This is a genomic window from Flavobacterium sp. LC2016-01 (assembly GCF_009711135.1).
GTDB lineage: Bacteria > Bacteroidota > Bacteroidia > Flavobacteriales > Flavobacteriaceae > Flavobacterium.
Map to the genome: position 1 here is coordinate 206,935 of NZ_WMIC01000001.1, position 24,969 is coordinate 231,903.

Genomic DNA, 24,969 nt, shown 5'->3' on the forward strand with positions numbered 1-24,969 from the left:
ATCAATTTATATTCTAATGATCAAAACCGATTAAACGGTTAAACAAATAAACGATTAAACATATATAAATGACAATTCCAGCACAATTTGACGCTAAGACGATTGAGAATAAATGGTATGATTACTGGATGAAAAACAATTACTTTCATTCAGAGCCAGATCATAGAACGCCGTATACTATTGTAATTCCGCCTCCTAACGTCACTGGTGTCTTGCATATGGGTCACATGCTGAACAATACTATTCAGGATGTTTTAATTCGTCGTGCACGTTTAAAAGGTTTCAACGCCTGCTGGGTTCCGGGAACGGATCACGCCTCTATTGCTACTGAAGCAAAAGTTGTAGCCAAATTAAAAGCAGAAGGAATCAACAAAAATGATTTAACCCGCGAAGAATTCCTAAAACATGCCTGGGAATGGACAGATAAATATGGTGGAACAATCCTAGAGCAACTTAAAAAATTAGGAGCTTCATGCGATTGGGAACGTACCAAATTTACTATGGATCCAGATATGTCCGCATCTGTAATTAAATCGTTTGTGGATTTATACAACAAAGGTTTGATTTATAGAGGATACCGAATGGTAAACTGGGATCCGGAAGCAAAAACGACTTTGTCTGACGAAGAAGTTATTTACGAAGAACAACAAGGGAAATTATTTTTCCTAAAATATAAAATTGAAGGTTCAGAAGATTTCTTGACGATTGCGACAACGCGTCCGGAAACTATTTTTGGAGATACTGCTATTTGTATCAATCCGAATGATGAGCGTTTTACACATTTAAAAGGCAAAAAAGCGATCGTTCCAATTTGCGGTCGTGTAATTCCAATTATCGAAGATGAATATGTAGATGTTGAATTCGGAACAGGATGTTTGAAAGTAACTCCTGCGCACGATATGAACGATAAAACGCTTGGAGAGAAACACAATCTTGAAATCGTTGATATTTTTAATGAAGATGCAACTTTAAACAGCTTCGGATTACATTATCAAGGAAAAGATCGTTTTGTAGTTCGTACTGAAATTGCAAAAGAATTAGAAGAAATTGGAGCTTTGGCAAAAACTGAAATCCATTTAAATAAAGTTGGAACATCTGAAAGAACCAAAGCCGTAATCGAACCAAGATTATCGGACCAATGGTTTTTGAAAATGGAAGATTTGGTAAAACCAGCTATTAAATCGGTTTTAGAAACGGGAGATATTAAATTACATCCAAAACGTTTCGAAAACACTTATGCGCATTGGTTGAACAATATTCGTGACTGGAATATTTCTCGTCAATTATGGTGGGGACAACAAATTCCGGCGTATTACTACGGAGACGGAAAAGAAGATTTCGTAGTTGCTGAAAATATAGAAGATGCGTTAGTTTTAGCAAAAGAAAGAACTAACAATCAACAATTAACAATTAACAATTTAACACAGGATGTTGATGCGTTAGATACATGGTTTTCATCTTGGCTTTGGCCGATGTCTGTTTTCGGTGGAATTATGGATCCGGAAAGTGCTGATTATAAATATTACTATCCAACAAATGACTTAGTAACAGGTCCGGACATTTTGTTTTTCTGGGTTGCGAGAATGATCATTGCAGGTTACGAATATGCAGGAGAAAAACCATTTACGAATGTATATTTGACTGGTTTGGTTCGTGATAAACAACGTCGTAAAATGTCTAAATCATTAGGAAATTCTCCTGATCCTTTAGACTTGATTGAGAAATTCGGTGCCGATGGTGTTCGTGTAGGATTGCTTTTAAGCGCTTCTGCAGGAAACGATATTATGTTTGATGAGGAATTATGTAATCAAGGAAAAGCGTTCTCAAACAAAATTTGGAATGCTTTCAAATTGATTAAAGGTTGGGAAGTTTCTGAAACTATTCCACAGCCAGAATCATCAAAAGTAGCGATTGAATGGTTTGAAGCGAAATTACAGCAGACTTTAGTTGACATTGAAGATAATTTTGAAAAATACAGAATTTCAGATTCATTGATGGCAATTTATAAATTGGTTTGGGATGATTTCTGTTCTTGGTTCTTAGAAATGATTAAACCGGCTTACCAACAACCAATTGATAAAGCGACTTTTGATAAAGCAATCGAAATGTTAGAAAGTAACTTGAAATTGCTACATCCTTTCATGCCTTTCTTAACGGAAGAAATCTGGCAGTTAATTGCAGAAAGAACTCCGGAAGAAGCTTTAATTGTTTCGACTTGGCCAGAATTAAAACCATTTGATGCTAAATTGATTGCCGATTTTGAAAATTCAATTGAAGTAATTTCTGGAATCAGAACGATTCGTAAAGACAAAAATATTCCGTTTAAAGATGCAATCGAATTAAAAGGAATCAACAGCGAAAATCTTTCGACTTATTTTGATTCAGTTGTAACGAAATTAGGAAACGTTTCTGCATTCGAATATGTTTCTGAAAAAGTAGACGGTGCTTTATCTTTCCGTGTAAAATCAAATGAATATTTCATTCCGATTACAGGAAATATTGACGTTGAAGCTGAAATCGCAAAATTGACAGAAGAATTGAATTACACAAAAGGATTCTTAAAATCTGTAGAAGCAAAACTTTCAAACGAGAAATTCGTAAACGGAGCTCCTGAAAAAGTGCTAAACATAGAAAAACAAAAACAAGCCGATGCTTTAGCAAAAATTGCGACAATTGAGCAGAGTTTAGCTGGATTAAAATAAAATTCAGAGTTTCTATTAATTTATAGAATTAAACCCGACAGGTTTCAAAAACCTGTCGGGTTTGTTATTTTTTTTCGCCACGAATTCACGAATTTTATTTTTGCAATCGTTGAGTAAAATAATAATTTACTGAATTATTCACGAATAATTGTAAAAATAAAATTCGTGAATTGCTTCGCCAATTCGCTATCGCTTGGGTCGTGGCTATTTTTTTTTCTTTCTCAAAACCAAAAACAAAGGATAAGAAACAATCGTAATTCCAACAATAATAATAAAACTTTTAGGATCGCTGTAAATGAAACCTGCAAGCAATGCGATAGAAAATATAATTGCTATTATAGTCGTCCAAGGATACCAGAATGAACGATAAGGTCTCGGTAAATCAGGTTCTGTGGTTCTTAATTTTATAAGCGAATAATAGGCCAGTCCCCAAACAATTATAGAGATAAAAGCGGCGAAAGAAAATAATACTTCAAAAGAACCAATACAGATTAAAAACAAACTGAAAAGCGACGAAACCAAAAGCGCGACAATTGGCGTTCCACCTTTATTAACCTGAGTTCCTTTTTTTATAAAAAATCCGTCACGGCTTAATCCGTAAAGAATTCTTGGCGGTATCATCATAAACGCATTCAGAATGCTGATTAAAGAGAAAATAGAAATCACCGTTACAACAACGGCGCCGTTTTCTCCAAAAAGAACTTTGGCAACATCGGCAGCGGCCAAATTTGATTTTGCCAAAGTTTCAATAGACAATACGTGAAAAAAGGCAGCATTTACTAAAACATAAATTGCCACAACCAGTAAAACACCACTGTATAAAGATTTTGGAATATTTTTGCTCGGATCGTCATTTTCTTCTGCAAAAAAACAAACAGCGTTCCAACCATTATAAGTTCCTATAATAAGCTGTAAAGATTTAAAAAATCCAAATACAAGTCCGATTTGAAAGATGGAACTGTCGGTTTTGATTTTTGGAACCTCAATTCCTGAATACATAAAACAAGCAATTACCAAAGCGACAAAACAAATCACTTTTAAGAAACTTGTAATTTGCTGAATTACGCTTCCGTTTTTCACACCGCTTAAATGAAGCAATACAAAAGCAGTTAATAGAGAAATGGATATTACAGTTGAATAATTGGCAAGAGATGGAAATAAAATAATCGAATATTCACTGATTACAATGCAGTAAAATGCAGGCGGAATGGCATTGACAATATAATCAAACCAACCAGATAAAAAACCGGCATATTCACCTAAAGCTCTTTTGATATAATTATAAGATCCACCAGCTTTTGGCAGCATTGTGGCCAATTCTGAATAAGAGTTTGCCCCCAGTAAAACATATAAACCTCCAAAAATCCAGGAAGCGATAATCAGCCAGTAATTATTTAATAGTCCTGCAATGGAACCCGGCGTTCGTAAAATCCCGACTCCAATGGTTCCGCCAATTAATACAGCAATGTTAAAACTTAATCCAAGTGTTTTTTTTAATTGGTTTTTGGAATCTGACATAGAAGTTGGTTTTGTTTAAAGTGGAAAATTTAGAGCAAAAGTAAAGATAATTAAGGCACTTTCTTCTGCTAAAAAATAAAAACCTCATTTATTGCTAAATGAGGTTTTTGTCGAAATTTAAACCGAAACTTTCACTGTTTAAAAAAGTGAAGAATAGTTTTAACAAATTAAAATCTAATTCAAAAATTTAGAATTTGTATCGTAAGCTCGTCATAATTTGACGAGGTGCTATAGGGTTCACACTATAATTTTCGTGAACTGTATAATTTAACTCGTTTGTAATGTTTGATAATTTACATAAAATCGAGATTTTTTTCCAAGTGTAACCAGCTGAAGCATCAATTGTAGTGTAACCTTTCAACGGAATTTCTCTGTGGTAGATTCCATCAGGATACGTCACAGTATCTGTACTGTATTGATCATTCCATCCACCTAAACGGTCACCAATGTAATTTCCAATTGCTCCTAAAGATACTCCTTTAAAGAATCCTTCTTGTACGGTGTAAAAGAAGCTTAAGTTTGCTGTATTTGCAGGAGTTCTAACAAGACGATCACCTTCAATAAAACTTCCGTTTAAACCTGATGTTTTAGAATAACGCATATCGTTATAGCTGTAGCCTGCAATAATATTTAATCCTTCGATTGGTCTTGCCGTAACATCAATTTCAATCCCTTTACTTTTAGTTTCACCACTCAAAATTTTTACGTTTGTGTCGGTGTTTAAACTTCCGTCAGCTTTAAATTCAGCCGTTTGAGCCAAGTTGCTGTTTACGATTTGATAAACAGTAAAATTAGTACTCAACATTCCTTCTAAGAAATCAGTTTTAATACCTGCTTCATATTGATCAATAATAGATGGCTCAATTGGTTTTAAATCTGCTGTCGTTCCAGTGTTTGGAGTAAAGGATGTAGAATAACTACCAAATATAGAAATGTCTTTTCTTGGCTGGTATATTAATCCAAATTTTGGAGAAAATGCATTGTCTAATTTTTTAGCACCAACTGTCGGTACTGCATTTTCTGGAGCTACAGTTTGTTTTCCGTTTACTAATGTTTCTTTGTAAGTGGTAACTTCAGCTTCCTGCCATGACCAACGTACACCAGCTAATACTTTGAATTTTTCTGTGATTGAAATCAAATCCTGAAAATAGACACCAAAACGGTTTGTTTCTGTTTTTGCAATTTGTGTTGCTCTGGCATCAGGAATGTCATTTCTTTGTGTTGACGGATCAAAGTTGAAAAGATTAATTGTGTCGTAATTTGCGGGGTTAAATGCAAAAGTGTAAGCTGTTGCAAATGAGTTTTCCCAGTCTGAACCTGTAAATATTTGGTGCTTTACTGATCCGGTATTAAAATTCCCTTGAAGACTTAATTGATCTCCAAGTATTTGTTCTAAGTTTTCGTTTTGAACTAAAGGTCTTGTCCAGTCTCCGTTAGGTTTAATTGTCGATAATTGAGCTGTAGATTTTGAAGCTCTATTATAAGTTTGGTAAGAACTGTTGAAGTTAAGCTTCCAGTTTTTATTGAAATCATGATTCAATAAGGCAGAAGCACTAGCAGATTTCGTATTTCCATTAGACCAAAGTGATCCATAAAAAGCATTACGAGGTAAATCAAGAATTTGTGTACCAATAATTCCTGTTCCAAAATCTGGTGTCCAGTCTGCTGTTAAATAATCTCCCTGTACTGTAATTTGCGTTTTTTGGCTAATAACAAAAAGCAACGACGGGTTTACATATAAACGCTTATTTTTTACGACATCTCTAAAGCTTTCTGAATTTTCGTAAGAACCATTAATTCTAAAAGCAATTGATTTAGTTAAACCTCCATAAAAATCAATAGTTGGTTTGTAATAAGCAAAACTTCCTATTTGCATAGATACTTCACCACCAGTCTTAAATTGAGGAGTTTTTGTTACAAGGTTAACGATTCCACCAGGAGCTACATTTCCGAATAATAATGCAGAACCTCCTTTAAGGAATTCCACTTTATCTAAACCTGAAACATCCGGAATAGAACCTGCGTTGTAACGAAATCCATTTTTAAACATATTATTGGCTGACAAGTCGTAACCTCTTGAGAAAAAAGATTCCTGAGCACCACCTCTGGCTGAACCAACATATACACCATTTGCATTTTTAAGAACTTCACTTAATCTAACCGCTTGTTGCTGTTCGATAACTTCAGAACCAATAACTTGTATCGCTTGCGGATTATCCATTGGTTTTAATCCAGAACGAACTGCAGTTACCGGTTTTGGTTCTTTATTTTTAGTTATAATTACTTCGTTAAGAATTTCTCCTTTTTTATTTTTAACGGTATCACTTGCAGTTGTGGCATTATCTGCACTTGTAAATTCCTGGCTATATGATGCAAAACTTATCAAAGATAAAGCAAGTAGTAAACTATGTTTCATTTGGCTTATTTAGATTTAATAAAAATAATTTTTTGTGCAAATATAAGGCTGCATAGAGCGTTTAACAAAATTTATAAAAGGGTTTTCTTACTTAAAGTTGCATTAATTTTATCTTAAGATTTGCTTAAGATTTTGTCTTTTATATTCTTATTTATTATTTAGAATAAATTAAAAGAAGCAAACTGAAAACAAAAAAACCTTGTTCTTACGAACAAGGTTTTTTACTAAGACTAATTTAAAAATGAAGGGGTATTATTATTTTACTGTAATTTGGTAAGTAGCCATTTTCCAAATTTCATCATATTTTTTGCCGTTGTGCTCTCCAGACGATTTATCTGTGTGTGCATATTCAACCATATAATTTCCTGACCAGATAGGAGTAAATGAGAATTCACCTTTATCATTTGTCCATAATTCTTTTTCCCAGCCGTTTGGAGCAATTACTTTGATTTTGGTTTCTTTTGCTAATGCTCCCTCATAAGCTGCTACACCGGATACTTTTGCATCTTTTTTTGCGATGTCGGCATTTTCAGAAAATAAACTGATCTGATTTTTGTTTGCCAGTATTGTATTTCCTGCAGTCTTATTTCCAACAACAACTGTTGCACTTGAATTATAATCTAACTTCATTGTTCCGTAAACATCTTTAACTGTGTGATGCATTACAATAGTGTAAACTCCATCTTCATCTGGCGTAAAAAATGCCTGATACTTATTATCTAAAGCTTTTGAAGTAAGTTTAGTTTCTTTCTTTGACGGACTGATAACTGCCAATGAGAAATCTTTTAGATCTGAAAACCATTTGTCAGCTTTTGTAATATCGTTTTCTGAAAATTCTCCAAAATAAACTGAAATTTCCTGTGCTTTTCCTTTCACTCCCGTAGCTTTTGTTTCGATCCAAAGTGCATGGGCAAATAATTGCGGACTGGCAGCGAACATTAAAAGTAAAAATGTAATTGTTTTTAAAGTTTTCGATTTCATATAATGAAGTTTAAAATTATAAAATAGGATTATTGCACAAACTTAAAGTTTATTTAGAATAATTAAAAATAAAAGAAAAGAAAGATTTGTAAAGTTTTCATTTTTTTTAAGATTTAGTATTTTATAAAAAAGAAGAAGTTCATTTTAAAAGCCTTAATTTTGCAGTCAGAAAATTGATTTCATGATTTTACCTTTCTTAAAAAAGTACCAAAATACCCCCAAAGGCTATCGTATTGCTAACACGGTTTTTTTCTTTCTCTCCGGAATTGGATATTCATCGTGGGTTTCTAGAATTCCGCACATACAAGCACAATTGCATTTGTCTGAAGCACAATTTGGTGCCGTTTTATTTGCTTTTCCCATTGGTTTAATGCTTACAATGCCTTTTACAGGAAGATTATTAAATAAATACAGCAGTCGTTATATCATGCTTTTAGGAGCAGTTATGTTTAATATAGTACTGGCTTTGCCCGGTTTGGTTGCCTTTGTGTGGCAATTGGTTATTGTACTTTTAATTTTTGGAGCTTCTCGAAATATTTTCAATTTGTCAATTAATGCACAGTCGTTGGAGGTCCAAAAATTATATCCCAAATCAATTATAACTCGTTTTCACGCTGTTTGGAGTATCGCGATTTTTACAGGTGCCGGATTGGGTTATGTCATGGTTACGCAGCATGTTGCACCCTCGCATCATTTATTAGGAGTAAGTGTTTTTATGATGGCAGTTACAGCTTGTTTTTATCCAATGAGTATTCATAATGAGCCTGTTCCGGTCAAAAAGAAATTCTTTTCAATGCCTGAAAAAAACTTAGTGAAGTTCGCTTTGATTTGTTTTGTTTCAATGGCCTGTGAAAATACAATGTACGACTGGAGTGGTATTTATTTCGAAAATATATTAAAAGCTTCTCCAAAATTAACCAGTGCCGCTTTTGTATTTTTTGCATCCGCAGTGACTTTAGGACGTATATTTGGAGATTACGGCGTAATGAAATTTGGAACTAAAAAAATTCTGCTTTACAGCGGGATTTTAATCACAGTAGGTTTTGGTATTTGTTTCATTCTGCCTTATATATATCCAACTATTTTTGGTTATATGTTGATTGGTTTTGGCGTTTCCTGCGTGGTTCCGTTGGTGTTCAGCATTGCCGGCAGATCTTCAAAATTAAGCAGCGGTTCGGCATTGACTTCTATTTCTACTATTGGTTATTTGGGATTTTTATTGGTGCCGCCAATGGTGGGTTTTATTTCAGAGTATTTAAGTATGAAATGGGCTTTTCTGGTTATGGCGCTTTTAGGAATTCTGATGATTTTTATGGTGAATAAAATTGGGGAAAACGAATAAAATTTTCAATCTAAACTGGACTGAAGTCCAGCTCTACAAGATTTTTCGAACCTTTTGTTCTTTATTCTTTTGTAAAATTCCGTAGGAATGGAATGTGTAGTAGCAACGAATTTCAATCCGTTGGAAATTATGCATGATTTATCTAATATGTTTTTTTAATTCGTCTACTAATTCATCTTGTTTCTCGATTAATCTAAAAATGTAAAATTTTCCATTTTTGGATTCAACCCGATACCCGTTAGGAATTTTTGTGACTGCAAAAATTGAGTTTAAGGAAATAGTTTTTGTTGGTTTTCCTTTTTCTGTTATAATTATTTTTTCATTGTCAATTTCATAAACTGTAGAAAGTGTTTTTTTCCATTTTTTGTCAAAATAAAACCAAGCAATTGGTAAAACAATTAGGATTGAAACATAAAAGATCATTATTTGCATTGACCCTGAATTGAAATCTTTTGTCAAAACATAAGCCGCGATTAACATACCGCTTCCATAATAGACAGACATGAAAATTCTACTTTTCTTTATAAATTTTTGTTTGTTTTCTTCTGAAATACTGTATTTCATTTTAATAATTATAGTTAAAATTTTATTTAAGTTGTTTTCTGATATTGATTTTGAATTAGTCTATTTGTCCATTTTGAAAAGAAAATAATAAGTCCAATAATTAAAAAAAATGATCCGGTTATGATAAAATTTAATCGGTAATCATCAATAAAACGACCTATTGCTAAAATTCTAAAATAATCCCAACCCAAAGAATTATATCGGTATAAAAGATAAATTAGTATCAGCACGATAAAGCTATTTAGAACAGACCATTTTTTAAATTTTGAGATCACAATTGATATAACAAGAGCAAAAACAATTCCTATCAAACTATAAATATTCGGCCAAAAATTAAAATAAGCTATTTCCTCTAGAGTTATTCCGAGCTTTTTGTGATTGTCCATAACATATTGAGAACCGTGAATTTGTGATAGTTCAATCAGTCTAATATCGCGGAGCCATGAAAATGTCCGAAAAGAAAACATAATGAAATAAGACGCAATGAAATGAAAAATTATCTGGATGTAATTTATTCTCTGTTTCATTGATTTACTTCTTCGTCATAATAAACCTTTCCGTTGTCAGCTTTCCATTCAAGTTCCCAGAAATTTCAGCTGTTAAAGTATTATTTGCACCTTTTGTATACGTGATTTTTTGAGGATAATCATGTTTCGGATTTTCGAAAACTAATTTTTGATTTGTTTCAGATGTTGACGGAAATGAAACCGGTTTATCATCATTTTGTCCTTTTACGGTTGCTTTATAAGTAAGCGTTTCGCCTAATTGAGCCAAAACAATAGATTCAAAATGCAAAGTATCTTTTCCTTTTATAAAATACGAAGCAGCACTGAAAGTACTGTCGTTTAATTTTTGCCAGTTTTCAGTCAAAACACCGTCAGGAGACTTGTTTTCCCAGTTTCCAATAAGCCAGTCGGCCACTTTGATTTTATCTTTTTCAACAGATTCTTTCTTTTGACAAGAAACGAAAGTGATTATAAGCGCTAAAAGAGTAATTTTCTGAAACATAATTTAAAGGTTTTGGTTGCACTAAAGTATGAAAAAAATGTTTGCCACAGATTACCAAGATTGAAATGATTTTTTCACGCAGATTCTGCTGATTGTAGCAGATTTAATTCTGATTTTAATTAAATAAAATCTGCGCGCATCTGCTTAAATCTTTTTAAATCTGCGTGAAATAATTTAAACGCTTTCCTGTAAAATAGAGTAAACCAATTCTTTCGTTGGTTTTTGGTCTTTTAGTTTAGCTCGAACTTCATCAAAAGAAACTTTAAAATCACAACCCGACTTATATTCGGCACAGCCATAAGCTGTTTTGCCTTTCAGGATTGTGCCTTTTTTGCATTTCGGACATGTTAAAGAATCTGATGTTTCTTTTGCAGATTTTTTAGCTTCGGTTTTCTTGGGTTCTAATTTGAGTTTGTAATTTTCCTCAAAACGAATCAAACCTTCAACTGTTCCAGCATCGGTTTTAAAGCCTTTTATATTTACGGTTGAACCTTTTTGAACCAATCGTAAATATTGGCTTTCCGTAATTTTTTTATCAGAAAAAACAAAAGGCAGTACAAAATCACAGCCCGATTTATATTCACTGCATCCATAAGCCGATTTCCCTTTGATCAAATTTCCTTTCTGACATTTCGGGCAAGTTTCTGCCAAAATTCCTCCCGCAGCTTTCTTCTTTTCCGGTTTTACAACCGGTTTCTGAATCGTTGCAGCATGCGAAATATTAGCATGTCTGGTTTCACTTCGGACTTCAGTTACCAAAGCTTCAACCATTCGTTTCATGTTTCTTATAAAAGCAGCAGCCGTAAAAGTGCCTTTTTCAATATCTTTCAATTGTTTTTCCCAAGAACCAGTAAGCTCCGCCGATTTGATCAATTCATTCTGAATCGTATCAATCAATTGAATTCCGGTTATTGTCGGTAAAACCTGTTTTTTATTTCGTACAATATACTGACGCTTAAAAAGGGTTTCAATAATATTCGCACGCGTTGACGGACGCCCGATTCCGTTTTCTTTCATCAATTCGCGTAAATCTTCATCATCAACTTGTTTTCCTGCGGTTTCCATCGCGCGCAGTAAAGTTGCTTCTGTAAAATGATTGGGCGGTTTGGTTTCTTTTTGAAGGAAAGAAGGCTCGTGCGGGCCTTTTTCACCCACAACAAAACTCGGCAGTAAATCGGGTTCTTTTTCCTTCGCATTTGGATCTTCAAAAACAATACGAAAACCTTTTTTCAAGATTTCTTTTCCAGTTGCCTTAAAAGTTACATCGGCCGCTTTTCCAATAACTGTAGTATTGGCAACCAAACAATCGTCATAAAAAACAGCAATAAAACGTTTTACAATAATATCATAAACCTGCTGTTGATTGTACGGCAGATTAATCTCAATTCCGGTTGGAATAATAGCGTGGTGATCCGTTACTTTTTTATCGTTGAAAACTTTTGGCGATTTTTTAATTTTCTTTCCTAAAAGAGGCTCTGTTAAATGAGCATAATGCGTCAGTTTTTGCAGAATTCCCGGCACTTTAGGGTAAATATCTCCTGGAAGAAAAGTCGTATCAACTCTGGGATATGTAATCGCTTTCTGCTCGTATAAAGTCTGTGCAATTTTAAGCGTTTCTTCTGCAGAAAATCCAAATTTTTGATTGCAATAAACCTGCAAACCTGTTAAATCAAATAGTTTTGGTGCATATTCGTTTCCGTTTTTTTTATCAACAGAAACAATTTCGAAATCACTTTCTTTTACTTTTTCAGCCAGAATTTCTCCGTCTTCTTTTTTTAAGAAACGGCCTTCCTCATAGCTGAAAAGTGTTTCTCTGTACAAAGTCTGTAATTCCCAATATGGCTGTGGTTTGAAGTTTTCAATTTCTTTGAATCTTTCCACAACCATTGCCAATGTTGGTGTCTGCACGCGCCCGATAGACAAAACTTGTTTGTAACCGCCATGTTTTACGGTGTACAAACGAGTAGCATTCATTCCGAGAAGCCAATCGCCAATCGCTCTCGAAAATCCGGCGTAGAATAAATTATCGTAGTTTTCAGAGGGTTTCAAGTTGTCAAAACCTTCTTTTATGGCTTCGGTGGTTAGGGACGAAATCCAAAGACGCTGTATTTCGCCTTTATAATTTGCTTCGTTCATCACCCAGCGCTGAATCAATTCTCCTTCTTGTCCAGCATCCCCGCAGTTTATAACCAATTCGGCTTTATCGAATAGACTTTTAATGATTTTAAACTGTTTCTGGATTCCCGAATTTTCAACGACTTTAGTCTCAAATTTTTCAGGAAGCATAGGCAGATTGTTCAAATCCCAACTTTTCCAGTGCGGTTTATAATCATTGGGTTCTTTCAAGGTACATAAATGCCCAAAAGTGTAGGTTACGGCATAACCGTTTCCTTCGTAATACCCGTCATGTTTGGTATTAGCGCCCAAAACGGATGCGATTTCACGTGCTACACTTGGTTTCTCAGCAATACATACCTTCATTTTCTCCTTTTCTTATTGATAGGCGAAATTAGGAATTTAGAATTTGGTATCGAAATTATAGAGGGACAAAGATGCAATCCCGATAACTATCGGGACAAAACTTCAAAGGTTTTTAAAGCTATTTTTTTTAAATCTCGCAAAGACGCTAAGGCGCAAAGTTTTTTGTCATCTTGAGAGAGGAAGGATCACACAAGAAACTCTACATAGATTGATAGCTTTATTGTTTTTTTACGCAGATTCGGCAGATTTAAGCAGATTCATAATAGGATGATCTGCCTTTATCTGCTTAAATCTTTTTAAATCTGCGTGAAATAAGATTATATCTTCTTTCTTCTCTCCGTCAAATATTTTCTAACTGGCGTATCATAAAAAACCATTGTTAAATAGGCAAAACCAAGCAGAAGAAGCGTTCCAATAATTATAATAAAAGTCAGTTGACTTGCATCTGGTTTATATTTCGCATAATAACCTGCAAATATCCACATTACGGCATAATGCGTCATGTATAGCGGATACGATATTTTTCCGAAGAAGACACATAATTTTCTAAAGCTTTCTGATAGTTTTGCTCCGGCTCCCAATACAATTAATAGAGGGAAATAAAGCAATACAACAACAGGTTCGCTCAGCCAATTCCAGCTCGTAAAAGGCATTAAAAGTGCTAATAACATTAATATGGATAAACCAACAAAACCCAGTTTTGACTCAATAATCCAGTTAGAACGGTAAATGAGCATTCCGGCTAAAAAAGAGTAGGAAATACGTCCAAATCCATCCCAGAAAGTCTCACCGCTCCAGCCACCCATTAACGAACCGCCCGCGCGATTACTGATAAAACAGATTCCTGCTCCAGCAAGAATAGTTAATAAAAACAGGATGCGACGACTTAGCTTATGAAGAAAAAGAGCATAACAAATATTAGCAATATATTCCCAAAACAAAGACCACGCAGGTGCGCTTAAACCAAATAAATTAAAATAACGGTCTGGCATTGCCGGAAACGGAATTAGAAGAAGTGAACTTACAATCACCAGAATTAATTTACCAGTTTCATAGTTTTGAAAATGATTGCTGAAAGGATCAAAAATAAATGTCAGCAAACCCAGAATGGAACCAAAAATAACCAAAGGATGTAATCGGATTAACCTTAATTTAAAGAATTCTTTCAGCGTCATTTTGCCAATTCGATCATGATAAGCATAGGCAATAACAAATCCGGAGAGGCAAAAGAAAAAGTCGACAGCCAAAAAACCATGTGCAATGAAATTTTCATTTGGCGGATAAACAATTTCCATAAAATGAAAAACGACAATGGCTAAAGCGGCAATTCCTCTTAAGCCGTCAAGGATTTCAAAATGCTGTTTTGGTTTTACTGTTTCGGGATTCGAATTTTGGTTTGGTTGAATTTGGGTAGTCATATTGGCCTTTCGGTTTTCAATTTAATAGTTTGATCGTTTTTAGGCGATCTCTACAAAGATTCATTTTTAAGTTTATAAAAGCAAAAAGCTGCAGAATATTTCTTACAGCTTTTTAGTTTTATGTGAAAAATTAAAATGGTGCTATTCTTTAAAAATATCAATTCTGCTCATCCAAAAAATTTCTGATTCTAAAAATTGAAGTTTTGTTTTAACGATTTTATCGCTTTTATCTCTCGGATTTTTAGTTATAAATCGTGCGGTTGATTTATTAAAATCCAAAGTATTTTTTTCGTCAAAATCTTCTTGTTTATTCGAAGAGAACGTTATTAAATCACCTTTTGCACTCCATTTTCCTTTACCGTATTGGTTGGCTTCTGGCGGTGTTCCACCTTGCAGTTTTGAATAGGAATGAAATACAAATGTTCCATCCGAATTTAAAGTCAAGTGGTATTCGATTATATGTTTTTCTCCGTCAGAAAGTTTTCTGTTGTAATTGCCTGAAAACTGACTAGTTTGTGCCAATAATGTTATGTTTGAAATTAAAAATAGAGCGATGATTAGTTGTTTCATAAGTTTGGTTTAGATATAATGAAAAATAAAAATAAGTAAAAATCTTCTGATGATTAGTAATTAAAATTTATATATTTTTGATTTGAAATGTGTTTGCTTATTTCTTGTTCCTATTAACTAAAATAATAGTTTGTTTTTATGGTTTTGGTATGTATCTTGATTAAGTATTATGCTGTTTTGTGAATATATCTATTAAAATAACAATTCATATTAAATAAAACAACACAGTTCATTTTGCCAAATTTTTATAAACATCAATCAAATCACCAATTAAGAAATTACTACTTTTTATGAGCAACTCTACTACAGAAACCAGTTTACCGAAATTTTACAACATTACCGCATTAATAGTCTTTATTTATGCTGGTTTTACAATTCTCTTTGGAGTTTATAAACTATTTTTTTATGTTGACAAAACATGGTTTCATGGTCTTACAGCAAATAGTTTATCCCTTATAAGTACTTTGGTTTGGATGGGAATATTGATCGTTTTTAAACTTTTTTTAAATCGAATATTGAAGTATAAAAAAGCAGATTCATTGATAAATGTTTCTTTGGTATTCTTATTAATCGGGCTTTATTCAGTGGCTTTGGTTGTATTTAAATCGGTACAGCTATATTTATCGCTTGATGGGGAGCAAGATATTAATTCCTTAACGTCTTTTGCTTCAGTCTCTATTTCAAGTGCCTTAGTGCTGGTTCTCTCTAATATTACATTGATAATTGTTAATATTTTATTGGGAATTCGTATCCTAAAAATTGATATTATTTTAAAGAAATTTTTCCAAGTTTTGGGTTTTTTATTAATATTACTGGGTGTATTTTCTGCATTTGCAGTTGTATCTATTACAGGTAGTGAAGTATTAACATTTTTGCTGAAAGCTTTTACGGCTGCTGTTTTAGGATATATTTTAAAAGAAGCTTCACAATTGAACTATGCCGATTTACCTGTTTCAAGAGAACCTGAAAAGAGGAATGATTTGAATATTTCTAAAGTAAATACTCCCGTTAAAGTCTCACCTCAAAAAGTTGCTGAAAAAACAGAAAAAAATACTATTTTAAAAAGAAGCAAAGAAACTGCTCCAGCGCTTGAAGTAATTCCGAATCTTGATATAAACGAACTTGAAGACAAAGAAAGGGTAATTTCTTATTTTGAGAATTTGTCAAAAGAGGAATTGAACAGATTAGAGGTTGTTGTTGCTAAAAAATACACTCAGAGTTTAAACGAAGATCAAATCAAGAATCTTGTGATACAGCATATTGTAGAGAAAAAATCGTATGATCATAATCGATTTGCACCAAAATAAAAGACTTTTGACATAAACTTTACTAAATAAAAAAGGCTGTAAAATATTTATTTACAGCCTTTTTTGGTTTCAATTATCTCAGTTTTATTTGCTTTTCTGTTTCAAATGTTTGTCAAGGAATTTCTCCATAGCCGAGTAAAAATCAAAACGGTTATTCTGATTTCTAAAACCATGTCCTTCATCATTTTTAACCATATATTCTACCACGACACCGCGTTTTTTTAGCGCTTCAACCATTTGGTCGCTTTCGGCTTTGTTTACTCTTGGATCGTTTGCGCCCTGTGCTATAAACAATGGTGTTTTAATTTTGTCAGCGTGTAATGCCGGAGATGATGATGCAAGCAGTAAACTGTCTTTTTTAGGATCGCCCACCATTTCGTGAAACTGATCCAAATACGGTGTCCAGTAAGGCGGAATTGTATTCATGAACGTAAACAAGTTACTAACGCCCACATAATCAACCGCGGCCGCATACAAATCTGGAGTAAAAGTGATTCCGGCGAGCGTTGCGTAACCGCCATAACTTCCTCCGTAAATTGCAATTCGTTTTTCATCGGCAATGCCTTCTTTTTTCAGCCATTCAACGCCATCTGTAATATCGTCCTGCATGGTTTTTCCCCACTGTTTGAAACTTGATTCCCAAAATTTCTTTCCGTAGCCCGTACTTCCTCTGTAATTCATTTGTAAAACAGCATAACCGCGATTGGCTAAAAATTGAACTTCTGGATTATAATACCAGCCGTCTCTTGCCCAAGGTCCGCCATGCGGATTGATAATCACCGGCAGGTTTTTTGGCTCAATACCAAGCGGAAGCGTTAGATAACCATGAATTTCTAAACCATCTCTTGATTTATACGTAACAGGTTTGATATGACTCATTTGATTTTCCTTAATCCACGGATATGGATCTGCAACTTCTTTAATTTCGGCTGATTTAAAATCATATAGATAAAATTTCCCTGGAGTTCTGTCATTTCCGGCCCAGACAATAGCTTTAGTTCGGGCATCATCATAACTAACAATTTCGGTTTCGTAGCCTTCAATTTGTTTTTTCAGATTGGTATTGATTTCTTCCCAATCCTTATCAAAAAAATGTTTTTCTTGTTTTTCACCTTCCCAGTCAACAGAAACCAAAGCTTGTTTTTTTCTGTCGTAATTAATGCCGTCTAAATCATATTTGCTGTCAGCGAAAAGTTCTTTTACATTTTTTTTGCCAATAGGATCGTACTCAACCAAAGCCACTTTGTCTTTTCCGATATTGCTCAGCGCATAAATATTCTTATTGTTTTTATCAAAAGACGAAGGTGTAAAAATATCTTTGAAAGTCGTTGTAATCAAAGGTGTAAAAGGTTCTTTGTCTGAATTTCTGTAATTCCACGTAATGTTTACACCATCTGTTTTTGATGCAAGGCGAATGACACCATTATTATCAGTAACCCAGCCGTCGTAGTTTTCTTTATTGTTGTAAAGCAGCGTCAAAGTTCCTGTTTCAACATTTAAAAGATACGGGTCAAAATATTCTTTAACGCGTTTATTGATCTGCACAATCAACTCTTTTTCTTTTCCTTTAATATCAATCAGAGCGTCTGTAATATCGCTTCTGATGCCTGGAAAAGGCGTTAATGCTTTTAAATCTGTTCCGTCTGCTTTTACCGAAAAAAGCTGAAAATTTTCATCTCCGCCAATATCTTGAGCATACACAATTCTGTCGCCTTTCCAGAAATAATTGAAAATACTTCTCAGCGTATCATTGGTCACACGAACCGACTTTTCTTCGCCCACTTTTTGAACAAAAACGTTGGTTTTTCCTTTGTAATCGGCGCGATAACTAAAATAATTTCCATCGGGTGAAATTCGGAAGGAACTTTTTTCTCCATTTTTGAAAAAAGTTTTCACATCAATTAATGGGGCAGGGGTTTCTTTTGGTTCCTGTTTGCAGGAAATAAAGAGTGTTGCCAAAACAACTAAAACGGATAAAACGGATTTTCTAATCATATTTTGCTTTTTTTGGTGTTTCTGGAATTATAAAAGTTTCAATAAAATACATTTTTGAAATATTGTATTTTGTTGAAAATGTGGTTTGTATAATTTCAAAAGTAAGAAAAAGTTTCTAATATTGATTAAAGATGATTTAAATTGTATAACCGATTGGTTTTGTTGGGAAGAAATACGAAATTTTGAATTGAAAAATAGATCTGTTATCAGATTTTTAAATTTTTCACTTCCGATTTCTTTTTTAAAATTATTAAGATTGCAATAAGTATAATAAGAGAAAGTTGGAAATATATAATCGTGAAATTGTTGACTTTTTCATCGCTTAAATATTTTTTGTTTTTTAATAAAGCGTCATCATTAAGTGTGTTTCGCCATACTTTTATAATTTTTGATTTTTTTTGGTTATAAACATAAGTCAAATTATCGTCTATAAGAATCAAATTTCCCTTATAAAATGTATCTAAAATATTTCCTCGATAAATTATTTCTTGTTTAATTTTTGAATGCAATAAATTTCCTTGAATGATTGTATAAAGTGGACGTGGCGAGGTCTTTCTGTCTTGCGATTGTTCTTTAGTATAAACTGTATCAAGTACAAAAAAATCGTTTTTCAAGTATTTTTTTTGATTCGATAATGCGGTATAATTTTTATACGGGTTTGTTAAAGTTTCCAAGATATTACCATCTATTATTCCATGAACTAATAGTGAAATGAAAACTAATAGAGAAAAAAACAGATGAACTAATAAAAAGTACTTAAGATTTCTATATTTCTTAAAAAAGCGATGGTTTTTTAGTTTCATTTTATAAGTCAGATATTGCTGGGAATAGTTTTTTAAGAGTTGTATCTTTTAGTGAAGTGCTCCCGTGAGGAAGGCTTTTAATTAAAAAATCTTTTAAAACAACCCATCCCATTTTACAAAAGCAATCTTCATGTTTTTAAAATTAGGATATTTCTTTTTATTGATTTCTAAACAAATATTTGAAGAAGCAATTTCACCAACGCCACTATGACTTATTGCTTTATATCGTATAAAAAGAGTATCATTTTTTATTTCAGGCACACAATCTTTTGGAAGTATACTAAGGCTACCACCACCAATAACAAATAAAAATTGTGCAGTTTTTTTATATAAACTATCCAAATTTCTTTGGTTTAGTTTTGAATCATCGAAAGTGAGTTTTGTTTTAAACGCATCATCTTTACTATCGATCCATTTGCTATAATAAATTGAATCAGTGTATTGCCCTACGTTATATTCGCAGGAATATAATTTGAAATCTGTTTTTTCATTTTTACAGCTTACAATGCTGAAAATAAGTAAAAGAAAAAAGAGTGCTTTTTTCATAAATTGTAGGTTGTAAATTTTGATTAGTCTTTTTAAGATTTTTCGGTTGTAATTTTTGATCTAATTTCCTCAACAGCATAATTATAATTCTGATTATTTTTTTCGTTTATAATTAAGATTTTTTTCGCTAAATCTAGATAGAAATCTATTGGTTGCGCCTTTATAGGGATATTATGGACAACTTGTATATTTTGTACTAAATATTCTTGACTTTCTATATCATCAACATATAAAATAAGTTTGCAATACAGATAAGATCCATTTAAATTTGGATTAACGATATTGAGAAATGGATCGGCTAAATCAAAAATGATTTCTTCTTTCCAATTCCAAAGTTCAGAAACAAATTTTTCACATTCGGTTTTAGAAAAACTATTGATGTGTGAGACTATTTTTGGATTATGGTCATAGTACCACGAATCACCCTCTTGATCTGCGGAATTACTATTTATATATAAATACAAAGCTTCAATTTTGTTTTCAATTTCAGGTATTTCGTTCATCAACATTCAATTAATTTATTTTTACTTAATGCACGAACGGGACGCTCGCGTCAGCGTGGGGAAGAATAATTACTGATAATAAAAGGAGTTTTTCTATTTCTATTAAAAAATTAGATTTTATTTTGGTTTGTGTTCACAAGCATGATATTCGCGCTAGCGAGCACATTTGCACAGCCTAATTTAAAGTTTTTCGCAGAACCAGTTAATCCAATTTCTCTATATTGAAATTAATAGCAGATCCTTGAAACGTACTTTTTCCTTTTGCAATTTTTCCTTTTGCATCAAATATTTCGACAGATAGCATTTTTCCTAAAAGTTCTTGTACAGGACATTTTGTGAAGGTGAATTCGTAATTGCAGTTTGATTTCCAGATAATTGTTCCTGTAACTTCTTCTGCCAATGGATTAATTTTTTCCGTTTGTGTGGTTTCGGTTCTGGTTACCGTTATACTTGGAAGTCCTTGGCTTGTGTACAGAAATTTTCCGGTTTTAAATTTTTCGCAATTCGATTCTTGAGAAAAACCTTTGTTAGAAAGAAAAACTAGTAAAAGAAAAAAAAGCGCTTTTTTCATAAATACAGGTTGTAGATTTTGGTTATAGATTTTAGATTATTTTAAAATTTTTGATTTCCGTGGTACAAATTTTTCGGAGTTTCTGATAGTATTTGAAAGCCAAAATCTTTGTTTTCAATATTGTATTTTTTTGATAATTCTTCTTTGCTTATAAATTTTATTGACTTGAAAATTTTATCGTCAATTGAAGCCAAATCACCAGAAGAATCTTTTACTAAAACACGGTCATTTAAAATATATTGAACATTAGTATCATCAGTAGGATTAACATGTTCTTTATATTCGCTAGATTTTGATGCAAAATATCTCCAATATCTTTTTCTTGAAAAAATTTTGGTCTCAATATAAATTACACCATCTTTTCCATCATCTCCCAGCAATGCTATTGCTTCTTTATTTTTAAAAACAGTTACCGAACTAATTTCGTTTGGGTCATATTTTTGTAAATCATCCTTATCAACATTAACACTGTCAATAAAAAAAACAGGATTTTCTCCTAGCTTTTTTATTACTCTTTTAGGAGATTGTGCCAATGATATTGAGAATGTGAAAAAAAGGAGTAATAGGTATTTCATAGTTTTTGTTGTAATTATTTAGTTATTCAGAATGCGTTGAGGAAACTTGTACAGAAGCATTATTTATTCAGTTCATACAGATTTTCTAAAAACAGCACCTTTTTATCTTCATCCCAAACATTGGTACACACCAACAGATTTAAAAAATTATCTTTTGCCGAACCGAATAGAAACATATTATCCAGTTTTCCATCATTGTATTTCCAAATGATGTATTCTGATTTGGAATTCTCTTTGATTTTATCTGTTTTGAATTTACTTTCTTTCATATAATCAGAATCCCAAGTATAAAATAATTTTACGTTTTCGAAAGCAGATTTATTGCTTTTAAAAAACGAATATGCTTTTTTAGGATTTTGAGCAACGGCAATTATTACGCCCTCACTGTTTTTTAAATACGTCTGGCCGGAGTCATTTACGGTATTCAATTGTTCCCAGTTTCCGGGAATTTTTAGCTCACCAGTTGGCGTTTTTACATTAGAGAAATCTGTCGTTGTCTGGCAAAAAATAAAATTGGGCAACAAAAGAAGTAACGTTAATATCAATTTTAGTTTATTCATAATTTTTATAGAATATAATGGTTTTGGTTTGCGGAGCTTTAAAAGTAAGTGGTTTGAAATTAAATACTTTACGTAAAACCGTAAAAGCTGTTTTTAAGATGATTAATGTAAGCTTATAGACATACCACGCTCGCGCTAGTATGTGAATTTTAAAGTATGATTATCCTTCTAAAATATAGTCAAAATTGCCATTTACCGGGATTGTTAAAATTCCGTTTGCTTTCATTTCGTTTGTTGCTTGTGTATAAATGAAATGGTACCACCAAATAAAAAATTCTTCAAAAGATATTTCCTTATCGTAACCTAATTTGACATAAATCTGTTTACTGTAATTTCTTTCACTTTCTAAATTTTTCAATAAATCAGGTAAATAGATTTTAGCCATTTCATTAAAAATTTGATCATCTGATTTTGAGATTATGTTTTTAGACGATGAACTATTTAAATCGTTTCTGTTATTTCCATAAATACTGCTGTAAGTATCTCCCGTTTGATAGGATTGATTACCATAAATTCCGAAAGATTCAGTTTTCGAATTTGTATTTTCACTAATCTTGAAATAATAATGTTTTCCATTTCTCAAAGGTCTATCGTCTTGCTTTAGAAATTCTTTTTCGACATTATCAATTTGCCAAGAATCCAGTAAAACATCACTTAAAATTAGAAACGACCATTTCTCAAAACTTTGCGTTTTAGAAATTGCTGTAGTGCTGAATAGTGATTTTATTTCGGGTAATTTTTTAGTAATCGATTTTGTTATTTTAGCTGAAATGGGTTTTGCATATTTATAAAGTAATTCACCATCTTTTGAGTCGGCAATAAAAATGGTGGGTTTGTACTGATTATTAACTTTATGAAGCCAATTTTTAGATTCTAAAAAGGCAATTGCATTGGTCATTTTTTCATCATTAAACTTTGTAAAATCTTGAAAATCTTTTACAGAAAAACCTTTGTGAAGTGCAAACAACAAAATATCTAAACTGTCTTTTTTTATTTTAAAATCAGGAAAATTATCTCCTCTCGAAATCATTGCGCGTTCCGTTTTCAATTTAAAAATCTCATCAATTTTGTTTTGGGCTTTTGCATGTTTGGCAAGTAGAAGAAAAATTAAGATCAATAGAGTTCTTGTGTTCATTTTTTTTAGAATTTGATTGTAGTGATGCACACAAAGATTACTATTTTTTTTGTTTATAAATATAAAAAAGCCACAAGTTTTTGTGGCTTTTTTACTTTGAATTATATTGTATTTTCAATTAGCGCGAGTATCTCGCTCATAACTGTTTTATTGTTTTTTTAATCGTTTTGTGTTATTTCAACTAACCTCTCTTTTACAATCATTTGTCAATGCAATTACTAAAGCAATACCACAAAAAAGCAGGCATATAAGTGCACGTACAATTTCATTTCCACCGCCAGCTGATGGGTTTGCAACGGCATCAGGAATATGAAAGAACAGAAAAAACAGTAAAAGCATAAAGGCTAAAAGAAGCCCAATTGGTTTTATCAGTATTTTGAAAATAATGAATAGGCCAGCGATAACAAGGGCAGCGCCAAAAAAGTAAGTCCAAAACATAGGCGCAGGCAGCCATTTTGGAACCAATGTCGCGATAAAGCTGGCAAAAAAGAAATGGCTCAACCCGAATACAATCATCAAAATGGAATAAAAAACGCGTCCACACGGAATAAGTTTTTCTAAGAATGAGGTAAAATTCTTTTCGCCTCCGGAACTGTTTTCTATAAATGATCCTGCCATTACAAACGCTCCACCGCTATACGTTAAGGCTTCGAGAGCATTTATCCAAACTTGAAAATCAGGTGTTTTTTCTGCACTTAGCATTATCATATAAGGCAGGTGAGAAGCTAGGACAGAAGCCAGAAAAGCAAAACCCAAATAAAGACATACTTTTTTAGTGTCAATAAATTTGATTTTAAATATTCCTGAAATGATAATTCCTGTTACTATAAAAGCTAGACCGATAAGAATGGGGAAGATGCTGTTGTTATTTGCCCAGGCAGGAAATGGAGCTAAAATTTCGGAACGAAATTTTTTGATTATAAGTTGATGAATCCCTAAAGCAATAATGCCGATACCAAAAAAGACACGGCCAATTTTAATGAGTTTTTCCATTAGTGGTTTAGTTAGAAAAAATGATTAAAGAATAGATTTTGGATTTGTCAAATATATAAATTAATTTGTAAGGTATTGATTTACTGTGCGTTTTGTTTTTGTGGTAAAAAATTAACGGGTAGAAGAGGTTAAGTAAGAATATTTCTTAGAGCGAGAAAAGCTAATTCGTTACGTTACTCCTGATCGCTACAATAATTTCATGGTAATTTTCAAAATGATCAGGACTTATTAGTAGTTCTGTACCATTTTCAAGAAAGACTGTGCTTTCAAAATAACCTGTTGTAATTTGTCCTGCATCACTATAAGATCCTTGAATACGTTCTGTTTGAACTTTTAAAACGGAGGAATAAGGAATGAATTCTTCTTTACTCGAAGTTAAAGTTTTTCTTTTTATCCCTTTTTTTGTGACAGTAATTTCATAAACCGAACGCATTTTATTAATGTGAAAAAATAAACTTAACGCTAAAAATATAAGCGATCCGAAAGTTACTTTATAATTTTCAGTACGAAAACTGCCGAAAAAATAAGAGAGACAAATGAAATCAAATATAACGTAAACCAAGTTTATCCTAATTAAAAATAAGGTCCGAAATTTTGAATGTATTTTCATTGATAGTTAAAGTTTTTTCTTGTCTTATAGCAGGGATTACAAATCAGCATCATCAAAATTATTATTGAAATCTCTCACTCTTTTTTCTGTTCCTAATTCCTTTCGAATTGTGTATTCTGCCCAAAATAGTACATCTCGTGGGTCAAGAATTGCAGTTTCAATGCTTTGCTTTAGTTTTTCAATACTTCTTTCAGACAAGAATACTATACACCTGATTATTCTGTCTGTTTTTAAATAATCATTTTTCTGCACCGCTGCAGTAAGGATTTTAAAAACTTCCGAAGAATTTTCTCCAAAGTCTGTTTTAATTCTATTTTCTATGTCAGTTTTAAAATTCATTCAGGAATTCGGATTATAAGTTATTTGTAAGC

Annotated in this window: 22 protein-coding genes; 3 read left to right on the top strand and 19 right to left on the bottom strand. The window is 32.6% G+C overall.

The features are described 5' to 3' along the window. Positions 1-68: 68 nt before the first annotated feature. Entirely contained in the window at positions 69-2,702 is a 2,634-nt protein-coding gene (locus GKZ88_RS00920) for a valine--tRNA ligase (RefSeq protein ID WP_155100525.1), read from the top strand. A 204-nt stretch (positions 2,703-2,906) separates the two neighbouring features. Here the strand turns inward: GKZ88_RS00920 and GKZ88_RS00925 are convergent, their stop codons facing one another. The 3 genes from GKZ88_RS00925 to GKZ88_RS00935 all read right to left on the bottom strand — a co-directional run bounded on the left by GKZ88_RS00925 (position 2,907) and on the right by GKZ88_RS00935 (position 7,617). Then, complete coding sequence (locus GKZ88_RS00925; RefSeq protein WP_155100526.1) at positions 2,907-4,220, bottom strand: APC family permease; 1,314 nt, start codon at positions 4,218-4,220, stop codon at positions 2,907-2,909. Positions 4,221-4,407: 187 nt separating this feature from the next. Beyond that, positions 4,408-6,636, bottom strand: a complete 2,229-nt coding sequence (locus GKZ88_RS00930; protein WP_155100527.1) for a TonB-dependent siderophore receptor — start codon at positions 6,634-6,636, stop codon at positions 4,408-4,410. Between the two features lie 255 nt (positions 6,637-6,891). Next, positions 6,892-7,617 carry a DUF4198 domain-containing protein gene (locus GKZ88_RS00935; RefSeq protein ID WP_155100528.1) on the bottom strand — a complete coding sequence of 242 codons (726 nt, stop codon included), beginning with the start codon at positions 7,615-7,617 and terminating at the stop codon, positions 6,892-6,894. Between the two features lie 181 nt (positions 7,618-7,798). Between GKZ88_RS00935 and GKZ88_RS00940 the strand changes: the two genes are divergently transcribed. Beyond that, positions 7,799-8,959, top strand: a complete 1,161-nt coding sequence (locus tag GKZ88_RS00940) for an MFS transporter (RefSeq protein ID WP_155100529.1) — start codon at positions 7,799-7,801, stop codon at positions 8,957-8,959. A 138-nt stretch (positions 8,960-9,097) separates the two neighbouring features. On the opposite strand, the gene GKZ88_RS00945 is transcribed toward GKZ88_RS00940, so the two are convergent. The 5 genes from GKZ88_RS00945 to GKZ88_RS00965 all read right to left on the bottom strand — a co-directional run bounded on the left by GKZ88_RS00945 (position 9,098) and on the right by GKZ88_RS00965 (position 15,000). Beyond that, entirely contained in the window at positions 9,098-9,523 is a 426-nt protein-coding gene (locus GKZ88_RS00945) for a hypothetical protein (protein ID WP_155100530.1), read from the bottom strand. 531 nt (positions 9,524-10,054) lie between these two features. Beyond that, positions 10,055-10,531: a DUF6265 family protein gene (locus GKZ88_RS00950; RefSeq protein ID WP_155100531.1), complete on the bottom strand. Its 477-nt coding sequence runs from the start codon at positions 10,529-10,531 to the stop codon at positions 10,055-10,057. A 174-nt stretch (positions 10,532-10,705) separates the two neighbouring features. Continuing rightward, positions 10,706-13,012, bottom strand: a complete 2,307-nt coding sequence (locus GKZ88_RS00955; RefSeq protein WP_155100532.1) for a type IA DNA topoisomerase — start codon at positions 13,010-13,012, stop codon at positions 10,706-10,708. A 317-nt stretch (positions 13,013-13,329) separates the two neighbouring features. After that, complete coding sequence (locus GKZ88_RS00960) at positions 13,330-14,430, bottom strand: acyltransferase (protein ID WP_155100533.1); 1,101 nt, start codon at positions 14,428-14,430, stop codon at positions 13,330-13,332. A 141-nt stretch (positions 14,431-14,571) separates the two neighbouring features. Continuing rightward, positions 14,572-15,000 (bottom strand): copper resistance protein NlpE N-terminal domain-containing protein, encoded by a 429-nt coding sequence (locus GKZ88_RS00965; protein WP_155100534.1) that lies wholly within the window; start codon positions 14,998-15,000, stop codon positions 14,572-14,574. Positions 15,001-15,290: 290 nt separating this feature from the next. Between GKZ88_RS00965 and GKZ88_RS00970 the strand changes: the two genes are divergently transcribed. Continuing rightward, on the top strand, positions 15,291-16,307 hold the full coding sequence (locus GKZ88_RS00970; RefSeq protein WP_155100535.1) for a hypothetical protein: 1,017 nt from the start codon (positions 15,291-15,293) through the stop codon (positions 16,305-16,307). 84 nt (positions 16,308-16,391) lie between these two features. Here GKZ88_RS00970 and GKZ88_RS00975 read toward each other — a convergent pair whose 3' ends face one another. The 11 genes from GKZ88_RS00975 to GKZ88_RS01025 form a co-directional block, all read right to left on the bottom strand. Next, complete coding sequence (locus GKZ88_RS00975; protein WP_155100536.1) at positions 16,392-18,302, bottom strand: S9 family peptidase; 1,911 nt, start codon at positions 18,300-18,302, stop codon at positions 16,392-16,394. 206 nt (positions 18,303-18,508) lie between these two features. Further along, the gene (locus GKZ88_RS00980; RefSeq protein ID WP_155100537.1) at positions 18,509-19,105 is read right to left on the bottom strand and encodes a hypothetical protein; all 597 of its coding nucleotides are present in this window, start codon (positions 19,103-19,105) and stop codon (positions 18,509-18,511) included. A gap of 93 nt (positions 19,106-19,198) precedes the next feature. Next, the gene (locus tag GKZ88_RS00985) at positions 19,199-19,651 is read right to left on the bottom strand and encodes a hypothetical protein (protein ID WP_155100538.1); all 453 of its coding nucleotides are present in this window, start codon (positions 19,649-19,651) and stop codon (positions 19,199-19,201) included. A gap of 32 nt (positions 19,652-19,683) precedes the next feature. After that, entirely contained in the window at positions 19,684-20,154 is a 471-nt protein-coding gene (locus tag GKZ88_RS00990; RefSeq protein WP_155100539.1) for a hypothetical protein, read from the bottom strand. 202 nt (positions 20,155-20,356) lie between these two features. Continuing rightward, on the bottom strand, positions 20,357-20,725 hold the full coding sequence (locus GKZ88_RS00995; protein ID WP_155100540.1) for a hypothetical protein: 369 nt from the start codon (positions 20,723-20,725) through the stop codon (positions 20,357-20,359). A gap of 41 nt (positions 20,726-20,766) precedes the next feature. After that, on the bottom strand, positions 20,767-21,300 hold the full coding sequence (locus GKZ88_RS01000; RefSeq protein WP_155100541.1) for a hypothetical protein: 534 nt from the start codon (positions 21,298-21,300) through the stop codon (positions 20,767-20,769). Positions 21,301-21,359: 59 nt separating this feature from the next. Continuing rightward, positions 21,360-21,860: a hypothetical protein gene (locus GKZ88_RS01005; protein ID WP_155100542.1), complete on the bottom strand. Its 501-nt coding sequence runs from the start codon at positions 21,858-21,860 to the stop codon at positions 21,360-21,362. 160 nt (positions 21,861-22,020) lie between these two features. Further along, positions 22,021-22,995, bottom strand: coding sequence for a hypothetical protein (locus tag GKZ88_RS01010; RefSeq protein WP_155100543.1), 975 nt, complete (start codon positions 22,993-22,995; stop codon positions 22,021-22,023). Positions 22,996-23,172: 177 nt separating this feature from the next. Beyond that, entirely contained in the window at positions 23,173-23,988 is an 816-nt protein-coding gene (locus GKZ88_RS01015) for a DoxX family membrane protein (protein ID WP_155100544.1), read from the bottom strand. Positions 23,989-24,148: 160 nt separating this feature from the next. Further along, on the bottom strand, positions 24,149-24,421 hold the full coding sequence (locus tag GKZ88_RS01020) for a hypothetical protein (protein WP_155100545.1): 273 nt from the start codon (positions 24,419-24,421) through the stop codon (positions 24,149-24,151). A 213-nt stretch (positions 24,422-24,634) separates the two neighbouring features. Next, on the bottom strand, positions 24,635-24,937 hold the full coding sequence (locus GKZ88_RS01025; protein WP_155100546.1) for a hypothetical protein: 303 nt from the start codon (positions 24,935-24,937) through the stop codon (positions 24,635-24,637). Positions 24,938-24,969: the final 32 nt, after the last annotated feature.

Coding starts and splice junctions, on each gene's coding strand:
- GKZ88_RS00925 (WP_155100526.1), bottom strand. CDS start 4,220: ATGTCAGATTCCAAAAACCAATTAAAAAAAACACTTGGATTAAGTTTT.
- GKZ88_RS01015 (WP_155100544.1), bottom strand. CDS start 23,988: ATGGAAAAACTCATTAAAATTGGCCGTGTCTTTTTTGGTATCGGCATT.
- GKZ88_RS00935 (WP_155100528.1), bottom strand. CDS start 7,617: ATGAAATCGAAAACTTTAAAAACAATTACATTTTTACTTTTAATGTTC.
- GKZ88_RS01010 (WP_155100543.1), bottom strand. CDS start 22,995: ATGAACACAAGAACTCTATTGATCTTAATTTTTCTTCTACTTGCCAAA.
- GKZ88_RS00995 (WP_155100540.1), bottom strand. CDS start 20,725: ATGAAAAAAGCGCTTTTTTTTCTTTTACTAGTTTTTCTTTCTAACAAA.
- GKZ88_RS00975 (WP_155100536.1), bottom strand. CDS start 18,302: ATGATTAGAAAATCCGTTTTATCCGTTTTAGTTGTTTTGGCAACACTC.
- GKZ88_RS01005 (WP_155100542.1), bottom strand. CDS start 21,860: ATGAATAAACTAAAATTGATATTAACGTTACTTCTTTTGTTGCCCAAT.
- GKZ88_RS01025 (WP_155100546.1), bottom strand. CDS start 24,937: ATGAATTTTAAAACTGACATAGAAAATAGAATTAAAACAGACTTTGGA.
- GKZ88_RS00970 (WP_155100535.1), top strand. CDS start 15,291: ATGAGCAACTCTACTACAGAAACCAGTTTACCGAAATTTTACAACATT.
- GKZ88_RS00980 (WP_155100537.1), bottom strand. CDS start 19,105: ATGAAACTAAAAAACCATCGCTTTTTTAAGAAATATAGAAATCTTAAG.
- GKZ88_RS00990 (WP_155100539.1), bottom strand. CDS start 20,154: ATGAACGAAATACCTGAAATTGAAAACAAAATTGAAGCTTTGTATTTA.
- GKZ88_RS00950 (WP_155100531.1), bottom strand. CDS start 10,531: ATGTTTCAGAAAATTACTCTTTTAGCGCTTATAATCACTTTCGTTTCT.
- GKZ88_RS00945 (WP_155100530.1), bottom strand. CDS start 9,523: ATGAAATACAGTATTTCAGAAGAAAACAAACAAAAATTTATAAAGAAA.
- GKZ88_RS00985 (WP_155100538.1), bottom strand. CDS start 19,651: ATGAAAAAAGCACTCTTTTTTCTTTTACTTATTTTCAGCATTGTAAGC.
- GKZ88_RS01000 (WP_155100541.1), bottom strand. CDS start 21,300: ATGAAATACCTATTACTCCTTTTTTTCACATTCTCAATATCATTGGCA.
- GKZ88_RS00965 (WP_155100534.1), bottom strand. CDS start 15,000: ATGAAACAACTAATCATCGCTCTATTTTTAATTTCAAACATAACATTA.
- GKZ88_RS00940 (WP_155100529.1), top strand. CDS start 7,799: ATGATTTTACCTTTCTTAAAAAAGTACCAAAATACCCCCAAAGGCTAT.
- GKZ88_RS00960 (WP_155100533.1), bottom strand. CDS start 14,430: ATGACTACCCAAATTCAACCAAACCAAAATTCGAATCCCGAAACAGTA.
- GKZ88_RS00955 (WP_155100532.1), bottom strand. CDS start 13,012: ATGAAGGTATGTATTGCTGAGAAACCAAGTGTAGCACGTGAAATCGCA.
- GKZ88_RS00920 (WP_155100525.1), top strand. CDS start 69: ATGACAATTCCAGCACAATTTGACGCTAAGACGATTGAGAATAAATGG.
- GKZ88_RS01020 (WP_155100545.1), bottom strand. CDS start 24,421: ATGCGTTCGGTTTATGAAATTACTGTCACAAAAAAAGGGATAAAAAGA.
- GKZ88_RS00930 (WP_155100527.1), bottom strand. CDS start 6,636: ATGAAACATAGTTTACTACTTGCTTTATCTTTGATAAGTTTTGCATCA.